The sequence below is a fragment of the Maribacter sp. BPC-D8 genome (assembly GCF_035207705.1).
In the GTDB taxonomy this organism is placed as follows: domain Bacteria; phylum Bacteroidota; class Bacteroidia; order Flavobacteriales; family Flavobacteriaceae; genus Maribacter.
In genome coordinates this window covers 2,495,233-2,513,185 of the sequence record NZ_CP128187.1, presented here as the reverse complement: position 1 = coordinate 2,513,185, position 17,953 = coordinate 2,495,233, and the positions used below count along the sequence as shown (strand labels likewise).

At 34.9% G+C, this 17,953-nt stretch carries 17 protein-coding genes and 1 tRNA gene; 10 read left to right on the top strand and 8 right to left on the bottom strand.

What is annotated here, in order from left to right:
* Positions 1-6: 6 nt before the first annotated feature.
* Positions 7-1,362: a Gfo/Idh/MocA family protein gene (locus QSV08_RS11100; RefSeq protein WP_324023328.1), complete on the bottom strand. Its 1,356-nt coding sequence runs from the start codon at positions 1,360-1,362 to the stop codon at positions 7-9.
* Positions 1,363-1,367: 5 nt separating this feature from the next.
* Entirely contained in the window at positions 1,368-2,747 is a 1,380-nt protein-coding gene (locus tag QSV08_RS11095) for a 3-keto-disaccharide hydrolase (protein ID WP_324023326.1), read from the bottom strand.
* A gap of 287 nt (positions 2,748-3,034) precedes the next feature.
* Here QSV08_RS11095 and QSV08_RS11090 point away from each other — a divergent pair, with 287 nt between their 5' ends.
* A complete protein-coding gene (locus QSV08_RS11090) occupies positions 3,035-4,219 on the top strand; it encodes a glycoside hydrolase family 88 protein (protein WP_324023325.1) in 1,185 nt (394 codons plus the stop codon).
* Positions 4,220-4,274: 55 nt separating this feature from the next.
* Here the strand turns inward: QSV08_RS11090 and QSV08_RS11085 are convergent.
* Positions 4,275-4,348, bottom strand: a tRNA-Arg gene (locus QSV08_RS11085).
* Between the two features lie 76 nt (positions 4,349-4,424).
* On the opposite strand from QSV08_RS11085, the gene QSV08_RS11080 reads away from it, so the two are divergent.
* Entirely contained in the window at positions 4,425-4,937 is a 513-nt protein-coding gene (locus QSV08_RS11080) for an adenine phosphoribosyltransferase (RefSeq protein WP_324023323.1), read from the top strand.
* On the opposite strand, the gene QSV08_RS11075 is transcribed toward QSV08_RS11080, so the two are convergent.
* The gene (locus QSV08_RS11075) at positions 4,934-5,086 is read right to left on the bottom strand and encodes an SsrA-binding protein (RefSeq protein ID WP_324023321.1); all 153 of its coding nucleotides are present in this window, start codon (positions 5,084-5,086) and stop codon (positions 4,934-4,936) included. The two genes, QSV08_RS11080 and QSV08_RS11075, sit on opposite strands and share 4 nt — an antisense overlap.
* A gap of 580 nt (positions 5,087-5,666) precedes the next feature.
* Between QSV08_RS11075 and QSV08_RS11070 the strand changes: the two genes are divergently transcribed.
* Complete coding sequence (locus tag QSV08_RS11070; protein ID WP_324023319.1) at positions 5,667-6,605, top strand: calcium/sodium antiporter; 939 nt, start codon at positions 5,667-5,669, stop codon at positions 6,603-6,605.
* A gap of 87 nt (positions 6,606-6,692) precedes the next feature.
* Here QSV08_RS11070 and QSV08_RS11065 read toward each other — a convergent pair whose 3' ends face one another.
* Positions 6,693-7,715: a glutamine synthetase beta-grasp domain-containing protein gene (locus QSV08_RS11065; RefSeq protein WP_324023317.1), complete on the bottom strand. Its 1,023-nt coding sequence runs from the start codon at positions 7,713-7,715 to the stop codon at positions 6,693-6,695.
* Positions 7,716-7,901: 186 nt separating this feature from the next.
* Between QSV08_RS11065 and QSV08_RS11060 the strand changes: the two genes are divergently transcribed.
* From QSV08_RS11060 to pyrF, 6 genes are all read left to right on the top strand, one after another.
* Entirely contained in the window at positions 7,902-10,088 is a 2,187-nt protein-coding gene (locus tag QSV08_RS11060) for a glutamine synthetase III (RefSeq protein ID WP_324023315.1), read from the top strand.
* A 93-nt stretch (positions 10,089-10,181) separates the two neighbouring features.
* Positions 10,182-11,360, top strand: coding sequence for an AIR synthase related protein (locus QSV08_RS11055; RefSeq protein WP_324023313.1), 1,179 nt, complete (start codon positions 10,182-10,184; stop codon positions 11,358-11,360).
* 52 nt (positions 11,361-11,412) lie between these two features.
* Positions 11,413-11,856 (top strand): ubiquinol-cytochrome c reductase iron-sulfur subunit, encoded by a 444-nt coding sequence (locus tag QSV08_RS11050; RefSeq protein WP_324023311.1) that lies wholly within the window; start codon positions 11,413-11,415, stop codon positions 11,854-11,856.
* A 123-nt stretch (positions 11,857-11,979) separates the two neighbouring features.
* Positions 11,980-12,933: an FAD:protein FMN transferase gene (locus QSV08_RS11045; RefSeq protein ID WP_324023309.1), complete on the top strand. Its 954-nt coding sequence runs from the start codon at positions 11,980-11,982 to the stop codon at positions 12,931-12,933.
* A 107-nt stretch (positions 12,934-13,040) separates the two neighbouring features.
* Positions 13,041-14,117 carry a peptide chain release factor 1 gene (gene prfA, locus QSV08_RS11040; RefSeq protein ID WP_324023307.1) on the top strand — a complete coding sequence of 359 codons (1,077 nt, stop codon included), beginning with the start codon at positions 13,041-13,043 and terminating at the stop codon, positions 14,115-14,117.
* 3 nt (positions 14,118-14,120) lie between these two features.
* Positions 14,121-14,942 (top strand): orotidine-5'-phosphate decarboxylase, encoded by an 822-nt coding sequence (gene pyrF, locus QSV08_RS11035; protein WP_324023305.1) that lies wholly within the window; start codon positions 14,121-14,123, stop codon positions 14,940-14,942.
* Here the strand turns inward: pyrF and QSV08_RS11030 are convergent.
* Positions 14,934-15,125 (bottom strand): hypothetical protein, encoded by a 192-nt coding sequence (locus QSV08_RS11030; RefSeq protein ID WP_073243216.1) that lies wholly within the window; start codon positions 15,123-15,125, stop codon positions 14,934-14,936. The genes pyrF and QSV08_RS11030 overlap by 9 nt on opposite strands.
* Positions 15,126-15,350: 225 nt before the next feature.
* Here QSV08_RS11030 and QSV08_RS11025 point away from each other — a divergent pair, with 225 nt between their 5' ends.
* Positions 15,351-16,133, top strand: coding sequence for an alpha/beta fold hydrolase (locus QSV08_RS11025; RefSeq protein ID WP_324023303.1), 783 nt, complete (start codon positions 15,351-15,353; stop codon positions 16,131-16,133).
* Positions 16,134-16,334: 201 nt separating this feature from the next.
* Here the strand turns inward: QSV08_RS11025 and QSV08_RS11020 are convergent, their stop codons facing one another.
* Positions 16,335-17,051, bottom strand: a complete 717-nt coding sequence (locus tag QSV08_RS11020) for a DUF4197 domain-containing protein (RefSeq protein ID WP_324023302.1) — start codon at positions 17,049-17,051, stop codon at positions 16,335-16,337.
* 31 nt (positions 17,052-17,082) lie between these two features.
* The gene (gene purU, locus QSV08_RS11015) at positions 17,083-17,934 is read right to left on the bottom strand and encodes a formyltetrahydrofolate deformylase (protein WP_324023300.1); all 852 of its coding nucleotides are present in this window, start codon (positions 17,932-17,934) and stop codon (positions 17,083-17,085) included.
* Between the last annotated feature and the right edge of the window lie 19 nt (positions 17,935-17,953).

The following is a 17,953-nucleotide window of genomic DNA, read 5'->3' as shown; positions in this document are numbered from 1 at the left end:
GTGGAATTAAATATCTTTAATTTCCCATCCTGGTTCATATGATCTTGACCATAACTTCATCGCTTCTCTATTAAAGATGCGACCCGTAGTTTCATCAATTTCAAAAGAGTCTTCTATTCTAGATGCAATATTAGCATAATGGGTTAACATTTGGCTAATAGCACCCTCGTCAATTGGAGAAGTTAATGCAGCTTTTCCTCTTATAGCATCAAAAAAGTTAACGGTATGCAACGTAGACATATCACCACCGCCGCCAAGTGCAGTGCCAGCTTCTTCGCCAGATGATAAGTTTACTTTGATTAAGCCTCCTTTTTGATCAAATAATTTATATCCACCACGATCTATGTAAGCTGTACCCTCAGATCCCGAAACTATAGTTCCTCTACCATATTTATTTCCATATTTATGATAACCAGATCTACTATTTCCATCCCATTTTATGGTTTTATATCCGGCAAATTTAAAAGTAGCCTCCATGGTATCATACATTTCCCAGCCATCGTCTTTGTAATGATATTTTCCTGCATCTACCGATACATGTTCAGGGTAGGTAACGCCCAATGCCCAACGGGCTATATCAAGCTCATGAGTTGCATTATTACCCATTTCTGCGGTACCATAATCCCATCCGTACCAATGCCAGTTATAATCCCAAGTGTTATCAGTATACGCTCTTCGTGGAGCAGGACCTTGAAAAAGGTCCCAATCTAGACCTTCTGGTGGGTTGGTTTTTGTTTGGTGAGGCACACGACCTCTTCCACTTATGTAAAATGCAGTTGCTTTATACACATCGCCAATAATACCATTGTGAATTTCTTTAATAATCTCTTGTGATTCTAATGCTGAGCGTTGTTGATTACCCATTTGAACCACCTTGTTGAATTTCTTTTGATAGGCAACTACCAATTCGCCCTCACGCGGATTATGGCTACATGGTTTCTCTAAATATACATGCTTGCCAGCTTGCATTGCCATACATGCACCCGGTGCATGCCAATGATCTGGGGTAGCCATAAAAATGGCATCTACCTCTTTATCATCTAGAATTTTACGTATGTCGTTCTCTAATTTTGGCTTGTTACTTAATTTATCACTTACTTCAATTAAAGCCTTATCGCGTTGACTTTTCATTACATCGCATAGATATGTTAGCTCTACATTATTTTTCTTATGCGCTATTGCTGGTATATATGCCGGATATCTTCTTCCTAAACCTTGAATGGCTACATGAATTCTGTCATTAGCACCGATTATTTTAGAATAACTTTTAGCCGTCATTGCATTTGCGCTAGTACTAGCGATTGTAGCACCTACGGCGCCAAGGGCAGTTTTTTTAATAAAATTTCTTCTGTTTGAACTCATGGTCGTTATTCTTTAGTGTTGTTGATGGAACGAATTTTTACATTTCTGAAGGATACAAGATCGCCGTGGTCTTGAAGTAAAATTTGACCCTTTTCTAGCTCTCCGAAATTTGGCCATTTCGCGTATTTACTTTCAGCTACTATCTTTCTGTACCCATCGCTCTTTCTTTCGTATTCAAGAACTTTTGTGCCGTTTAACCAATGCTCAACGTGATTGTTTTTAGAAATAATGTGCGCAGTGTTCCACTCTCCAATTGGTTGAATTGGCTTATTAACATCTGCCTGTATTAAATCATATAAAGAGCTTACGGTTCTACTGCCTTCATGGTTACCCAGTTTTGCATCGGGGTGAAGGTTATCGTCTAAAATTTGATATTCTAAACCTATAGAAGAGCCTTCACCTTTATTAATATTTGTATCCACATAATACTTAATGCCACTATTGGCACCAGGTGTTAATTTGAAATCTACTTTTAATTCAAAATCTCCATAAAGTTCTTTGGTTACAATATCTCCACCAGCAGTAGATTCTGCTCCGCCCGATGAAAGCACACTTAAAATGCCGTCTTCAATTTTCCATCCTTTATCAGGGAACTCTTCTAATTTGGCACCTTTCCATCCATTAGTTGTTTTTCCATCCCAAAGTAATTTCCATCCATTTTTCTTTTCATCGATGGTTAATTGATTTTTGGTGATAATAGGGGTTAGTGACGATGTTCTCGAATATTTAGACACACTATCGGTAACTATTTTTACATTTTTCCAAATGATATCTGTTCCTGCTTTTTGATCTTTAGAAATACTATGAACTTGTAAACTAATAAATCCCTTAGCGGTTTTGTCATCTATAAGGTATGCTGCAGGTACATCATTAACCCATGTTTTTATAGTATCGCCAATAGCTTCGATTCGGTAATGATTCCAATCATTTTGTTTAAAAGCTTTTTGTGCAGCAGGGTTATCTGTCATAGGATTTAACCATCCTCGTCTGCCCTCATCATATATTCCCCCACTCCATGCTCTTTCAGAGGGGTCGATTTCCACTTGATAGCCATGCACTCTGCCATTTTGATAATTTGGTATACTATTACTTCTAATTTGAATACCTGAATTCATGGTAGAATCAACCTTGTAATCCAATTCTAAAATAAAATCATCATATAATTTTTTTGTAGATAAAAAGGTGTTCGGCGTGCCATGTGTGGTCGTACCAACTATGGCACCATCTTTTATTGCGTAAGTGGCTTCGCCGCCAAGCTTTTGCCAACCATTCAAAGTTTCGCCATCAAAAAGGTCTACCCATGGGGTGTTATCTTTTGGGTTTTCTTTGCAGCTCGCAAAAATAAAAAGAATTAGTAAAGCAATTGTGTTTGCTGTTGTTCGCATCTTGTTCATTTTGTGTTTTAAATTTAAATATGGTTTGATTGTATTTTTGAAGTTAAATGAAGCTAGTAATTAATTTTAATGAGAAATATATAATATGTAATCGATATCTTATATGAATATTCTGCATTTTTGTTAAAAATATTGAAAATTTGATAATTTAAAAATATGTAATTTTTTATAGTTGAGTCTTACTATCGACATTATAATACTGTATGTTAACATGGTGTTAACAGTTTTTGACGGTGAGGAATATACAAGTGTTTTACTTTTTAATTAAATGAATGTTTATGCGTATAAATAAAATTTACAGTTTGTCTTTTTTGTTACTAGTATTGTTAATCTCCTGCAATGAGAATTCTAATAAAAAAGAAAGTACAAATGTGGTTTCTGTCGATTCTCTTTTACTAATCAGGTATCATAAGCTATTAGATTTTCCAGTAGATTCCGTTGCATTTCCTAGAAGTTATAATACCAAAACCAAAGAAGTATTTAAAGTTGCTTCTAGTGATTGGACAAGCGGATTCTACCCTGGTAATCTTTGGCAATTGTATAAGCTAACCGGCGATGAGGCTTTTAAAACAAAAGCAAAAGCATGGACCGCCTTTATGGAAAAAGAGAAAACCAACGGCGGTACGCATGATATGGGTTTTAAAATGTACTGTAGTTATGGAGAAGGTTATGAAGTTAACGGTATTGAAAAGTATAAAGAGGTACTTCTTGAAAGTGCTACTACACTAGCAACCCGATATAATGAAAAAGTAGGCAGTTTAAGATCGTGGGATTTTAATAAAGATATTTGGGAGTTCCCTGTTATTATTGATAATATGATGAATCTAGAGCTTTTGTTTGAAGCTACTAAGATTTCTGGCGATAGTACATTTCATAAAATTGCAGTACAGCATGCAAATACAACTTTAAAAAATCATTTTAGGGAAGACAACAGTAGTGTTCATGTTGTTGTGTATGATACTATCTCAGGGCAAGTGAAAGATAAAGTTACGCACCAGGGGTTCAATGATAATTCTGCTTGGGCTAGGGGGCAGGCATGGGGTATTTACGGATTTACAATGTGTTATAGATATACAAAGAATGTATTGTATTTAGAACAAGCAGAAAAATCGGCTGCGTTCTATTTAAACCATGATAACCTACCTGAAGACGGAATCCCTTATTGGGATTTTAATGATCCTAAAATACCTAATGTAGTTAAAGATGTTTCTGCAGCTACAATAACCGCGTCTGCATTGGTAGAATTATCTTCATACACCAATGATACTAGCTATCTTGATTATGCAGATAAAGTGTTGAATATATTGAAAAGCGAAGAATATATATTATCCTCAGAAATAGAAGCTCCTTTTATCTTGGATCATAGTACAGGAAATTGGCCTAAAAAGGATGAAATGGATGAGCCAATTGTATACGGAGATTATTACTTTTTAGAATTAATACTTAGAAGTGAAAAAATATAATGCTAAACGTCATTATTGAGTATAAAAAAACCCCATAAAATATGGGGTTTTTTTGTGACCTCGACTGGATTCAAACCAGTAACCTCTTGAGCCGTAATCAAGTGCGCTATTCAGTTGCGCCACGAGGCCGTTTTAATTTTTCCCTTAACGGGGTGCAAATATATTTCTTTTTACATTTACCACAAAATAAAGAACACAATATTAAATGGATTTTAAAAGTTTAATTCGAGATGTGCCCGATTTTCCTAAGGAAGGAGTGGTTTTTAAGGACATAACTTTGTTACTTCAAAACCCTAAAGCCCTTAAAGAAACGACAAATGCACTTTATGAGCTGCTAGATGGTCAAAAAATAGATAAAGTGGTTGGTATGGAAAGTAGAGGATTCATATTCGGACCCTTGCTAGCCGATAAGCTTAATGCCGGTTTCGTGCCCGTTCGTAAACCAGGTAAGTTGCCATCTGCGACCCTTAGGGAAACTTACGAATTAGAATATGGTACCGATACCTTAGAGATTCATATTGATGCAATAGAGAAAGGTGATAGGGTTTTAATACATGATGATGTTTTAGCGACTGGTGGTACAGCTAATGCAACTTGTAAGCTAATTGAAAAATTAGGTGGAGAAATTGTACAGTGTAATTTTCTTATTGAATTAACTTTTCTAGAAGGTGGTACTAAAATAAATTCTTACCCTGTAAAATCTTTAATTAAATATTAATCTAGTGCTTTTGTGGTAATCAAATAGCGCCAACCGATAAGAGCCATTTGCACCTTACTTGCCTTAGATAAATCTAACCGTTGTTTGCTATAAGAAGGTAGAAGAGCTTTGTTAAGCTTTGCAATAAGTTTGTAGAATTTCTTTTTCAATTTATAATTTTAACAAAAATACATAAATAACATAACGATTGATCAAATCGCTAGGTTTCTATGCTTTAGCAGTTGAAAGGTATTTAATGGTACACCAGAGTTACTATTATACTTAAAATTAGCATTACAAGAAGTTTTATTAGAGCAATCATATAGTAAAGTTTTAGTGGTTGATAAATATGTTTGATTGTTTTTGAAAGATATCATTGTAGTAGTATTTCTACAAGTGAAATTTGTTAAAATAATGAATTTGAATACGCATGTGTAAGTTGAAATATGTATTGTGTTATTGTTTATAACTACACTGCTACGTTTGTGTTTTAAATTGTAATCATTTTTTTATATTTAGTTATATTCGAGAAGAATTGTAGAGGGTTTTTTACTGCTTTTTAGAAATCGTAGACTTGAAATTCTGTAAAATTGATGAAAATGATCTGTTTCATTCCTAAATAAAAAAAATGACCAATTTTTTAGATGAATCTGGTTGAGGTAAAAAAAAGGAATGTTTTTAGTTTTCAGATGATATCATTTGTCATGTGCCAAGAAATATCTTCTATTTATATTTGCCAAAATTCTTTTCATGCAAGATTTCTTATTCATCGTTGGCGGACTCGTATTATTAATAGCAGGTGGAAACTGGTTGTTGAAAGCTGCGGTTGATTTATCGTTAAAGCTTAAGATTCCGAAAATAGTAATAGGTATGACAGTGGTGTCATTCGCAACATCAGCACCAGAGCTTATTGTAAGTATAAATGCAGCTCTGGACGGATTTCCAGATTTGGCACTTGGTAACGTAGTAGGGTCTAACATCGCTAACCTAGGTTTGGTGCTTGCTATTACTATTTTGTTGAGCCCTATAGATGTAAGTAAGAGTTTCTATACTACTGATTGGCCTGTAATGATGCTTGCTTCTTTATTATTTTTCTTCTTTATATATTTTGACGGAGTACTTGTGCAATATGAAGGTATAATAATGGTAGTCTTTCTTTTTCTATTCTTGGTATATCTGCTACGTTTTCAAAAGCCTGCGGTAATAGATGAAGAAGATGAGCCAGATGTTATGATGCCTACTTATAAGACCGCTTTGTTTTTAGGTTTAGGTGGTGGTGCTCTTTGGGGAGGTTCTGAGCTGTTAATTACTGGTGCAGTGGGTATGGCAACTGTATTTGGTGTAAGTGAGCGTGTAATAGCTATAACGATAGTTTCTGTCGGTACTAGTATTCCTGAACTGGCAGCGTCTATAATTGCGGTGATAAAGAAAGAAAAAGCAATCTCATTAGGGAATCTAATTGGGTCAAACATTTTTAATCTACTCGCTGTTTTGGGTATCACTTCTATAATCACCCCAATTACCGTTATGGATCAGGGGCTTTTAACAAATGATATCTTCTGGATGTTAGGTATCTCTTTTCTTATTCTTCCATTAGTTTTTATACCTAAAGGATTGAGATTGGGGTGGAGGGATGGCATAATACTTATAAGTATTTATCTGGCATTTATATATGTTACTATAGGATAAGTATACTTTCAATTAAAATAGTGCAAATAAAAAACGCCCTGGAAAAATTCCAAGGCGTTTTTAGTATAATCAACAATTAACTTGGTATTAAACCTTTGCAGTTTTAACCGTCTTAATAATTCTAGCTGCAATTTTATATGGATCAGCATTTGAAGCAGGTCTTCTGTCTTCTAACCATCCTTTATATCCTTTTTCAACAGCAATAATTGGAATACGTATTGAAGCACCTCTATCTGAAACTCCCCAAGAGAAATCTGTAATAGCTGCAGTTTCATGTAAACCAGTTAAACGTTGGTCGTTAAACTCACCGTATACAGCAATGTGTTCTTTAACAAACGGACGGAAAGATTCGCAGATAGCTGCGTAAGTATCTTTAGAGCCACAAGTTCTTAATGTCGTGTTAGAGAAGTTTGCATGCATACCAGATCCATTCCAATCCATGTCTTTTCCTAATGGTTTTGGATGGTAATCGATATAGTAACCATATTTTTCAGTCAACCTGTCTAAAAGGTATCTAGAAATCCAAATTTCGTCACCGGCTTTTTTAGCGCCTTTTGCAAATAATTGATATTCCCATTGTCCAGAAGCAACCTCTTGGTTAATTCCTTCAAAATTTAAACCTGCATCGATACAAAGGTCAGCATGTTCTTCAACTAAACCTCTACCATGCGTATTTTTACCACCTACAGAGCAGTAGTACATTCCTTGAGGTGCTGGGTAACCACCAATTGGGAAACCTAAAGGTAATTGTGTTTTGGTATCCATAATGAAATACTCTTGCTCAAAACCGAACCAGAAATCTTCATCTTCATCATCAATCGTAGCTCTTCCATTAGATACATGCGGAGTTCCGTCTGCATTCATAACTTCCGTCATAACTAAATAACCGTTTATCCTAGAAGGGTCTGGGTATATAGCTACAGGTACCAATAAGCAGTCAGATGATCCACCTTCAGCTTGTTTCGTTGAAGAGCCATCAAAAGACCAATTGTCTAATTCCTCTAATGTACCTTTGAAATCTTCGTGTTCTTCTACCTTAGTTTTGCTCCTCAGGTTTTGAGTCGGAAAATATCCATCTAACCAGATATATTCTAATTTAATTTTAGCCATAATATGTTCGTTATTTTTTAATAAAAGACAAACAAAAATATGTTTTTTATGATTTGGTTACGTTTTTTTAGGGGGTTAATGTTGAAAAATTAAATTTTCTGTTATCTACCCCTATTTTTTATTGGGTATTTTATCATATTTATATTTATTGAACGTAATTTTGTCAAATTAACAATGTATTTACATATGAAATCACCAAGATTTACTGCCATAGCCGAAAGTCAGAAGAGAAAAAGTATAGCAATTGAGGAGAAAGGTCGACGTTCTGAGTTGTTCGGAGTCAACGTTTTCAATGAAAAAAAGATGTTGCAATATCTTACCAAAGATGCCTTAGCGAGTTTAAAGGGCGCTATGATTTCAGGTTCTAAAATTGACAGAAAAATAGCTGATCAAGTGGCCGAGGCTATTAAAGGTTGGGCAATTACCATGGGTGCTACGCATTATACGCATTGGTTTCAGCCATTAACAGGTTCTACAGCAGAAAAACACGATGCATTTTTTGATCTCTTGCCAGATGGTACGGCTTTAGAAAAATTTGGAGGCGGACAATTGGTGCAGCAAGAACCAGATGCTTCTAGTTTTCCAAGTGGCGGAATTAGAAATACGTTCGAGGCAAGGGGGTATACCGCATGGGATCCATCTTCACCAGCTTTTATTTATGGTACCACATTATGTATACCTACTATTTTTGTTTCATATACAGGTGAAGCTTTAGATAATAAAGCGCCTTTGTTAAGGGCATTAGGTGCTGTTGATGATGCCGCTACAGCTGTTGCTAAATATTTTGATAAAACCGTCACTAAGGTAAATGCTACTTTAGGTTGGGAGCAAGAATACTTTTTAATTGATAAAGCTCTTGCACATTCTAGACCAGATATTATGATGACGGGTCGCACTTTGGTTGGTGAAACACCAGCAAAAGGACAACAGTTAGATGATCATTATTTCGGAGTAATACCTAGTCGCGTGTTAAGTTTTATGAGCGATTTAGAAAAAGAATGCACCAAGCTGGGTATTCCTGTTAAAACGAGACATAATGAAGTTGCACCGAATCAGTTCGAATTAGCTCCTGTTTTTGAAGAGGCTAACCTAGCTATTGATCATAACCTATTATTAATGGATGTGATGGATAAGATTGCAGATAAACATCAACTTAAGGTGCTCTTTCATGAGAAACCTTTTGCTGGTATTAATGGTTCTGGTAAACATAATAACTGGTCGTTAGCAACAGATACCGGAGTTAATTTATTGAGTCCGGGTTCTACGCCAATGAAAAATCTTCAATTTCTAACCTTTTTTATAAATACGATTAAAGCAGTTGATTCGTACGAAGAGCTTTTGCGTTCTTCAATTGCATCGGCAGGTAATGACCATCGTTTAGGGGCTAATGAAGCACCACCTGCTATATTTTCAATTTTTGTTGGCTCACAGTTAAGTAATGTACTAGATGAGTTGGAAGGTGTTTCTAAAGGGAAATTGTCACCTGAAGAAAAGACAGAGCTAAAGTTGAACGTTGTAGGTAAAATTCCTGAAATATTGATGGATAATACCGATCGTAATAGAACTTCGCCTTTCGCATTTACGGGCAATAAATTTGAGATGCGTGGTGTGGGTGCAAAAATGAATTGCTCTAAGCCGATGACCATTTTGAATACTATAGTTGCGAAGCAATTAAGAGATTTTAAAAAAGAGGTCGATGTATTGATCGATAAGAAAAGCTTGAAAAAAGACGAAGCTGTATTTAATGTGCTTCGTGAGTATATCAAGACTTCTAAAAGAATTCGTTTTGATGGTGACGGTTATAGTGCCGACTGGGAAAATGAAGCCAAAAGAAGAAAGTTAAGCAACAATAAAAATACGCCAGAAGCTCTTGAGGTATTGACATCAAAAAATAGTATTGCGCTATTTGAGTCAATGAACGTAATGAGCGAGGTAGAGGTTAGTGCTCGCCAAGAGGTAGATTTAGAAAATTATATTATGCATCTACAGATAGAGGGTAGAGTGTATAATGAGTTGGTGTATGGTTATATTATGCCGGCAGCGTTAGAGTATCAAAATAAGTTGATTAAGAACGTCTCGGGATTAAAAGAGATCTATGGTGCAGCTCATAAAAAATTCTCTGAGGGACAATTGACCATGATCGAAGAAATTGCAGAGCATGTAGTAGGTATTAAAAAAATGGTAGATGCTATGGCAGATGCTCGTAAAAAAGCAAATTCTTTAAAAGATACGAAGAAGAAGGCTGAAGCATATTGCCATAATGTAAAACCATATTTTGTTGAGATTAGAATGCATAGTGATAAACTAGAAAAACTGATGGACAATAACTTATGGCCGTTAACAAAGTATAGAGAATTATTATTTATTCAGTAAGTCAAATTCGTAATTGAAAAAATTGAGGGAATATTAAGCTGAACAGCAGTGGCAGTTTTAATGATTCCCTTATTTTTGCCACAAATCTAAATTATGTCCACATCAAGCAGTGAAAGATATCAGCAACGCGGCGTGTCAGCTTCAAAGGAAGATGTACACAATGCGATAAAGAATATTGACAAAGGTCTTTTTCCGAAAGCGTTTTGTAAAATCGTTCCTGATTATTTAACGGGAGATGAAGAGTATTGCTTGGTAATGCATGCAGACGGCGCAGGTACCAAATCTTCTTTGGCATATATGTACTGGAAAGAAACCGGAGATATCTCTGTGTGGAAAGGTATCGCACAAGATGCGTTGATTATGAATATCGATGATCTTATTTGTGTTGGGGCAACTGATAATATTATGCTTTCTTCTACCATAGGTCGAAATAAAAATAAAATTCCGGGAGAGGTTCTTTCAGCAATTATAAATGGTACCGAAGAATTGATCAATGATTTAGGTGAATTTGGTATTACCATTCATTCTACTGGTGGTGAAACTGCTGATGTCGGTGATTTGGTGAGAACCATTATTGTAGATTCTACTGTTACCGCTAGATTAAAAAGAACTGATGTTATTGACAACGCGAATATAAAAGCGGGTGATGTTATTGTTGGTTTAGAGTCTTTTGGTCAAGCCAATTATGAGAAGGAGTATAATGGAGGAATGGGAAGTAACGGACTCACTTCTGCCCGCCATGATGTTTTTTCGAATTACTTAGCTGAAAAATTTCCAGAAAGTTTTGATGCCGAAGTACCTAAAGATCTTGTTTATTCTGGTAATGTGAAGTTGACAGATACGGTTGAGAATTCACCTATCGATGCTGGTAAATTAGTATTATCGCCAACGAGAACTTATGCACCTATCGTTAAAAAAATACTTTCAAAATATAATTCAAGCGAAATCCACGGAATGATTCATTGTAGTGGAGGGGCGCAAACGAAAATTCTTCACTTTATTGATGAATTGCATGTGGTAAAAGATAATTTATTTGATGTGCCACCGCTTTTTCAATTGATTCAAGAACAGTCAGGTACAGATTGGAAAGAGATGTATAAAGTCTTTAATTGTGGTCATCGATTAGAATTTTATCTTCCTGAAGATGTAGCAAATGATATCATTGAAATCTCGAAAAGTTTTGGTGTAAATGCTCAAATTATCGGTAGGGTAGAGGCTTCAAATTCGAAAAAACTAACAATTTCAAGTAAGTATGGCACCTTTGTGTATTAGCACATACGATTAGGGTAAATAAATCGTTCTTTTTGTATAAACCTATCTTGCTATGGAAAGAAAAAAATTTTTACGAACACTTGGTGCCGGTGCAGCATTTGCAATTACTTTTCCTTGTTTAGGAAGCTGTTCAAAAGATAGCGATGTAGAAGGTGATATTGTAGCCCAACCAACCGATGTAGATTTTACAATCGATCTTGAGTCTTCTGAAGCTGCAAAGCTGGCTAAGAACGGAGGTTTTATTCTTAAAAACTTAGTAGTTGTCGTTAAAAATCTTGAAGGCGAATTTGTTGCTGCAACTCAAATCTGTAGCCACGAGCAATACGATCAAGTACGATTTGTAAATCAAGATGGAGGTATTTTTTATTGCGATGTACATGGGTCTAAATTTTCGCAAACCGGTACGCCGTTAAATGAAATTCCGAATAGTACTTCTAAGTCTTTAAAGATTTATAATACCAGCCTAGAGGGTTCTATATTGCGTGTTTTTGAATAAACATCACGCTACTAATTCGTAAACCATAACTACACCAACCTAACTTCTTTATTCTTTATGTCAATATTTACCACCAAATAGAGAAAATAAGTGAAGAAATTTTATGTCTTAATTTTATGTCTAATGACCTGCTTTGCGTACGGTCAAGAGAAACAGTACGTAACGGTTAAGAAATCTTACGAGGTAATGGGCGGTGAATTTGATATTACCGTAATTTCTGAAGATGAAGAACTAGGGTATATTTATATACTAGAGGCGTTGGCAGAAGTGCAAAGAATAGAAAAACTTATTTCTTCTTGGGATGAAGAATCTGAAACGAGCTTGGTAAATAAAAATGCAGGAATCAAACCTGTACCTGTAAGTTGGGAGCTGTATAAACTTATAGAGCGATCTATTCTATTATCTGAAATTACGAATGGTGCTTTTGATATTACGTTTACAACGTTAAACGATATTTGGAAACTCGATGGTTCTATGGATGCCATGCCAACTTCAAGTGAGATAAATGAAGTAAAGCGTAAAATTGGGTATAAGAACATTATACTAAATAGTAAAGAACAAACCGTTTATCTTAATAAAAAAGGAATGCGAATTTCTTTTGGTGGTATTGGTAAAGGTTTTGCTGCAGATAAGGTAAAAGCTTTATTAGTTTCTAATGAGGTAAAAGCGGGTATTATCAATATAGATGGCGATATTACTACTTGGGGTACAAAAGTAACAGGAGATAAATGGCTTATAGGTGTGGTGAACCCTGATTTAAAAGGCGGTATATCTTCCTGGATTCCTATTTTAGAATCTTCAGTAGCTACGACTGGTGGCGATGGTAATTTTATATTGTCAGGTAATGAAAAATACACTCATATTATAAATCCAAAAACTGGGTATCCGGCAACGGGTATTAATAGTGTTTCGGTTTTTTCCAAAAGTGCCGAAACATCAGATGCATTAGCTACTTCGATATTTGTAATGGGTCTTGATGCAGGGCTTGCACTAATTAATCAGTTGGGCGATACAGAGGTAATTATTGTGGATAGCAACAATAAAATGCATAAAAGCAATGGTATATTGCTTTATTAGATTTCATTTATACAGAATCACTTTCTCATTTTAAATTCTTACCGTAATAATCGCTTTAGTGTGTCTGTAATTTTATTGTAAATTTGCCATACAAGTGAAGTAAGCATATGATAGACAAGTTAAACATAGTAAAACAACGTTTTGATGAGGTTTCAGACCTTATAATTCAGCCAGGTATTATATCTGACCAAGAGAAATATGTAAAACTCACAAAAGAATATAAAGATCTTAGAGATTTAATGGATAAGCGAGAAGAATATCTTGAGCTTACCAATAATATTACCGAAGCCGAAGAGATTATTGCTGATGGAAGTGATGCGGAAATGATTGAAATGGCAAAAATGCAATTGGATGAGGCTAAAGGCGGATTGCCAAAGCTTGAAGAGGATATTAAGTTAATGCTGATCCCTAAAGATCCAGAAGATGCAAAAGATGTAGTAGTAGAAATCAGAGCCGGAACGGGTGGAGATGAAGCTAGTATTTTTGCAGGTGATCTTTTTAGAATGTACACAAAGTATTGTGAGAGCAAAGGATGGAAAACTAATGTAATTGACCTTAGTGAAGGTACTAGTGGTGGTTACAAAGAAATTCAGTTCGAGGTTTCTGGTACTAATGTTTATGGAACTTTGAAATTTGAAGCTGGTGTACACCGTGTACAACGTGTACCTCAAACAGAAACACAGGGTCGAGTACATACGAGTGCAGCTACAGTTATGGTTTTACCTGAAGCTGAAGAATTTGATGTGCAAATAGATCCTAAAGATGTAAGAATAGATTTTTTCTGTTCTTCTGGTCCTGGTGGTCAGTCTGTGAACACAACATATTCTGCGGTACGTTTAACGCACATACCAACCGGATTGATCGCGCAATGTCAAGATCAAAAATCGCAACATAAAAATAAGGACAAAGCTTTTAGAGTACTTCGTTCTAGATTATACGATTTAGAATTGGCAAAGAAGCAAGAAGAAGATGCTGCTAAACGAAACTCTCAAGTAAGTAGTGGTGACCGTTCTGCAAAGATTAGAACATACAACTACCCACAAGGTAGAGTTACCGATCACCGAATAGGTCTTACTTTATATGATTTGTCTAACATTATAGACGGTGACGTTCAAAAAATAATAGACGAATTAAGTTTTGTAGAAAATACAGAGAAATTGAGGGAGGCCTCTGAGATATTTTAATTTATGACCACTCAAGAGTTAGTAGATCAAATACATAAGAAACAATCTTTTTTGTGTATTGGTTTAGATACCGATTTAGAAAAGATTCCGGCTTTTTTATTAGAAGAAGAAGATCCTATTTTCTCTTTCAATAAAGCTATTATCGACGCTACTCATGAATTGTGCGTGGCGTATAAGCCAAATATTGCTTTTTATGAAGCTTATGGAGTACAAGGTTGGTCGGCATTGCGTAAAACGATTAAATATTTAAATGCTAATTATCCTGATATTTTTACCATTGCAGATGCTAAAAGGGGAGATATAGGTAATACTTCTACAAGATATGCTAAGGCATTTTTTGAAGATTTAAATTTTGATTCCATAACTATAGCTCCTTATATGGGGAGAGATTCTGTTGAGCCTTTTTTAGCCTTTGAGGATAAGCATACTATTTTACTGGCACTAACTTCAAATGAAGGTGCTTTTGATTTTCAGACAAAAAAGATAGACGGGGTAGAACTTTATAAAGAAGTGCTATCTGTTTCTACAACTTATAAGGGGTCTGAGAACTTAATGTATGTAGTAGGGGCTACCAAGGCTGAATATCTTAAAGAAATTCGCGAGATAGTACCTAATAGCTTTTTATTGGTACCTGGTGTAGGTGCGCAAGGCGGAAGCTTGAAAGATGTGTGTAAATATGGTATGACCAAAGATATTGGTCTACTAATTAATTCTTCACGCGGAATAATATATGCGTCTGATCAAGAAAATTTTGCAGATGCAGCCAAAGCTAAGGCTGAAGAATTACAAGAAGCTATGAAAATAGAGCTAGAAAAATTAAACTAATTCTTCTAGAGTTCTTTTGATTTTCTGTGCTTTTGATTCGAAAAATTCTCCTAATTGAGTGTTTGATTGAATATTTGAAGCTTTTTCTAAAAAAGTCTGATATTGATACTCCAATAAGCTGATGATATCATTATTTGCTTCCATTGGTGTTACCGATCCTACCTTACAATACTGCTTGTTCATTATACTAATTTTATGTTCTTACAAATATACGTTCAGAATCAAGTTTTGGACGTGGGTATGTTGAGCTATACATCTAATTAATAGGTAATATGTCTTTTTTTTAACATTTCTGCAGATTAAAACATAAAAGAGCGGCTGTTTTAATTGAATTTTGATTTTCCTAAATGCTATGTCAAAAAGAATTAATACATTGTAGATTAACTGAATTTTAAATAAACATTCAATTTGCTTCATTATATAACGTATCCACATGAAACTTCTACTACCTGGGTCACCTTTGTGCATGGTGCAGGTGGTAGTTCTTCTATATGGTATAAGCAAATTCGAGAATTTAAAAAGCATTTTAATGTATTGCTTTTAGATTTGCGAGGGCACGGTAATTCTAAACCTAGCCTTAAGAATGTTTTTGATGAAAAATATACCTTTGATGTTATTACTAATGATATCGTTGAGGTTATTGATCATGAGAAAATTGAGAAATCGCACTTTGTTGGTATTTCGTTAGGTACGATACTGATTAGAAATTTAGCAGAAAATCATCCTGAACGAGTAGAGAGTATGGTTATGGGTGGCGCTATTATGAAGCTGAACCTACGTTCTCAAATACTTATTAAACTTGGTGTCGTGTTTAAAACAGTTATACCTTACCTGTGGTTGTACAAATTCTTCGCAATTATTATAATGCCTAATAAGAATCACAGAGAGTCTAGATTGCTCTTTGTGCGTGAAGCAAAGAAATTGTATCAAAAAGAATTTATTCGTTGGTTCAAACTTACGTCAGAGATTAATCCGCTACTACAATTTTTTAGATCTGCAGATATTAAAATACCTACGCTTTATGTTATGGGTGAAGAAGATTATCTGTTTTTACCTAGCATTCGTAAAATAGCAAAATCTCATCAGCATTCTCAGTTAATCGTAGTTGAAGACTGTGGTCATGTAGTTAATGTAGAGCAGCCTAATTTTTTCAACGAGAAGGTAGTGGCTTATTTAGTGCAGCAGGGCTAATTGATTCTTGAATTATGTGATATTAGCTTTTTCGTTCTTTGAAAAAGTTTAAAACAAAAAAAACCGATGCTCCCACCGGTTTTTAACTAACTAACTAACTCAAAAAATAACTAACTCAAAAAATTGAAATTGAATGCTTTAATACTGTTCTCTAGTTTTTAACGCATAACTTTTTAAGTTATTGTAATAGTTTTAAAAAAACTACTTTTTATCTTGAAGTGCAAATACTTTTTTAAGTACATCTGTTGTTCTAGATGAGTATTTTGTTCTAATCTCCTCTTCTTCAACAGCTATCATTTTATATACACCTGAAAGAGCTTGTTCAGTAACGTAATCCGTTAAATCAGGATTAACATTATTTGTAAGTGGTATAGCATTGTATTTCGTAATTATCGAGCTCCAAATTTTATCTGCACCTACCTTTTTGAAAGACTCATTTATTACCGGATTGAATTTTGCATACAATTCAGTATTCGTTTTTGTTTCCAAATAAGAAGTTGCAGCGTCATTGCTTCCTAAAAGTATATTTTTGGCATCTACGAAAGACATGTCTTTTACAGCATTCACAAAAATTGGGGTTGCTTCAGAAACAGCATCTTCAGCTGCGCGATTTAAAACTTTTAATCCTTCATCTGCTAAGCTACCTAAGCCTATATCGCGTAAAGTCTTATCTACCTTCTGTAAATCTTCTGGTAATAATATTTTTACTAACTCATTTTTGTAGAAACCATCAGTTGCAGTTAGTTTGCTAACCTGTTTTTCGATACCGAGGTCTAATGCTTCTTTTAATCCGTTTGCAATGGCATCGTTACTTAAAACACCTTCTGTAGAAGTTGGTAATTGATTTACTACCTGTTGTAACTCTGCACATGAAACAGCTAGTAACATGCATATAGCTAAGCTTACTTTTTTTATCATCTTAATGAAATTTATTTAGGGTCTATTGTACTTACGAGAATATTACGGTTTTATTGTTGTAGACCATCGTTTTACGTGCAATATGAAGTTTTACACCTCTTGAAAGCACGATTTTTTCCAAATCTCTACCTTTGGCAATGAAATCTTCAATGGAGTGGGAGTGAGTTACCGTGGTTACATCTTGCTCAATGATCGGACCTGCATCTAGTTCTTCTGTTACATAATGACTCGTTGCACCGATAATTTTTACGCCTCTTTTAAAAGCTGCATGATAAGGTTTTGCTCCTGCAAACGCTGGTAAGAATGAATGGTGAATATTTATAATCTTATTAGGGAACTTATTGATAAGTGTTCCGCTAACGATTTGCATATATCTAGCCAATACAATGAAGTTGATATCATGCTTTTCTAACAGCGCCAACTGTTCCTTTTCTGCTTCAACTCTGTTCTCTTTAGTGAAAGGAACATGAAAGAAAGGAATATTAAATTGATCAGCTATGTGTCGTAGGTCATTATGGTTACTTAATATAAAAGGTATTTCAACCTCTAATTCACCAGAACGGTATCTACTTAATAAATCATAAAGACAATGCTTGTACTTAGAAACGAAAATAGCCATTTTAGGTAATTTATCGTCTGTGTGTATACTCCATTGCATGTTATATGTGGAAGCCAACTCTTTTTGAAAAAGGGCTTTAAAATGAGCTAAGTCAGAGAAGTCTTCTTCAAATTCTACCACGGTACGCATAAAAAATACGTTAGCTGGTTTGTCTACATGCTGATCAAGGTAAACAATGTTGCCCTTGTTTTTACTTATAAATCCGGTTACGGTGCATATAATACCTGCTTGATCCGGACAATGGATTAAAATTGTTGTTTTCAATGGAATTCTAATTATAGCA

What these genes read in the sequence shown, in the direction of transcription:
- QSV08_RS11030 (WP_073243216.1), bottom strand. Translation starts at nt 15,125, where the DNA reads ATGAACAAGCAGTATTGTAAGGTAGGATCGGTAACACCAATGGAAGCA.
- QSV08_RS11055 (WP_324023313.1), top strand. Translation starts at nt 10,182, where the DNA reads ATGTCCACATCAAGCAGTGAAAGATATCAGCAACGCGGCGTGTCAGCT.
- QSV08_RS11020 (WP_324023302.1), bottom strand. Translation starts at nt 17,051, where the DNA reads ATGATAAAAAAAGTAAGCTTAGCTATATGCATGTTACTAGCTGTTTCA.
- QSV08_RS11060 (WP_324023315.1), top strand. Translation starts at nt 7,902, where the DNA reads ATGAAATCACCAAGATTTACTGCCATAGCCGAAAGTCAGAAGAGAAAA.
- QSV08_RS11090 (WP_324023325.1), top strand. Translation starts at nt 3,035, where the DNA reads ATGCGTATAAATAAAATTTACAGTTTGTCTTTTTTGTTACTAGTATTG.
- QSV08_RS11070 (WP_324023319.1), top strand. Translation starts at nt 5,667, where the DNA reads ATGCAAGATTTCTTATTCATCGTTGGCGGACTCGTATTATTAATAGCA.
- QSV08_RS11050 (WP_324023311.1), top strand. Translation starts at nt 11,413, where the DNA reads ATGGAAAGAAAAAAATTTTTACGAACACTTGGTGCCGGTGCAGCATTT.
- prfA (WP_324023307.1), top strand. Translation starts at nt 13,041, where the DNA reads ATGATAGACAAGTTAAACATAGTAAAACAACGTTTTGATGAGGTTTCA.
- QSV08_RS11095 (WP_324023326.1), bottom strand. Translation starts at nt 2,747, where the DNA reads ATGCGAACAACAGCAAACACAATTGCTTTACTAATTCTTTTTATTTTT.
- QSV08_RS11080 (WP_324023323.1), top strand. Translation starts at nt 4,425, where the DNA reads ATGGATTTTAAAAGTTTAATTCGAGATGTGCCCGATTTTCCTAAGGAA.
- pyrF (WP_324023305.1), top strand. Translation starts at nt 14,121, where the DNA reads ATGACCACTCAAGAGTTAGTAGATCAAATACATAAGAAACAATCTTTT.
- QSV08_RS11065 (WP_324023317.1), bottom strand. Translation starts at nt 7,715, where the DNA reads ATGGCTAAAATTAAATTAGAATATATCTGGTTAGATGGATATTTTCCG.
- QSV08_RS11100 (WP_324023328.1), bottom strand. Translation starts at nt 1,362, where the DNA reads ATGAGTTCAAACAGAAGAAATTTTATTAAAAAAACTGCCCTTGGCGCC.
- QSV08_RS11045 (WP_324023309.1), top strand. Translation starts at nt 11,980, where the DNA reads ATGACCTGCTTTGCGTACGGTCAAGAGAAACAGTACGTAACGGTTAAG.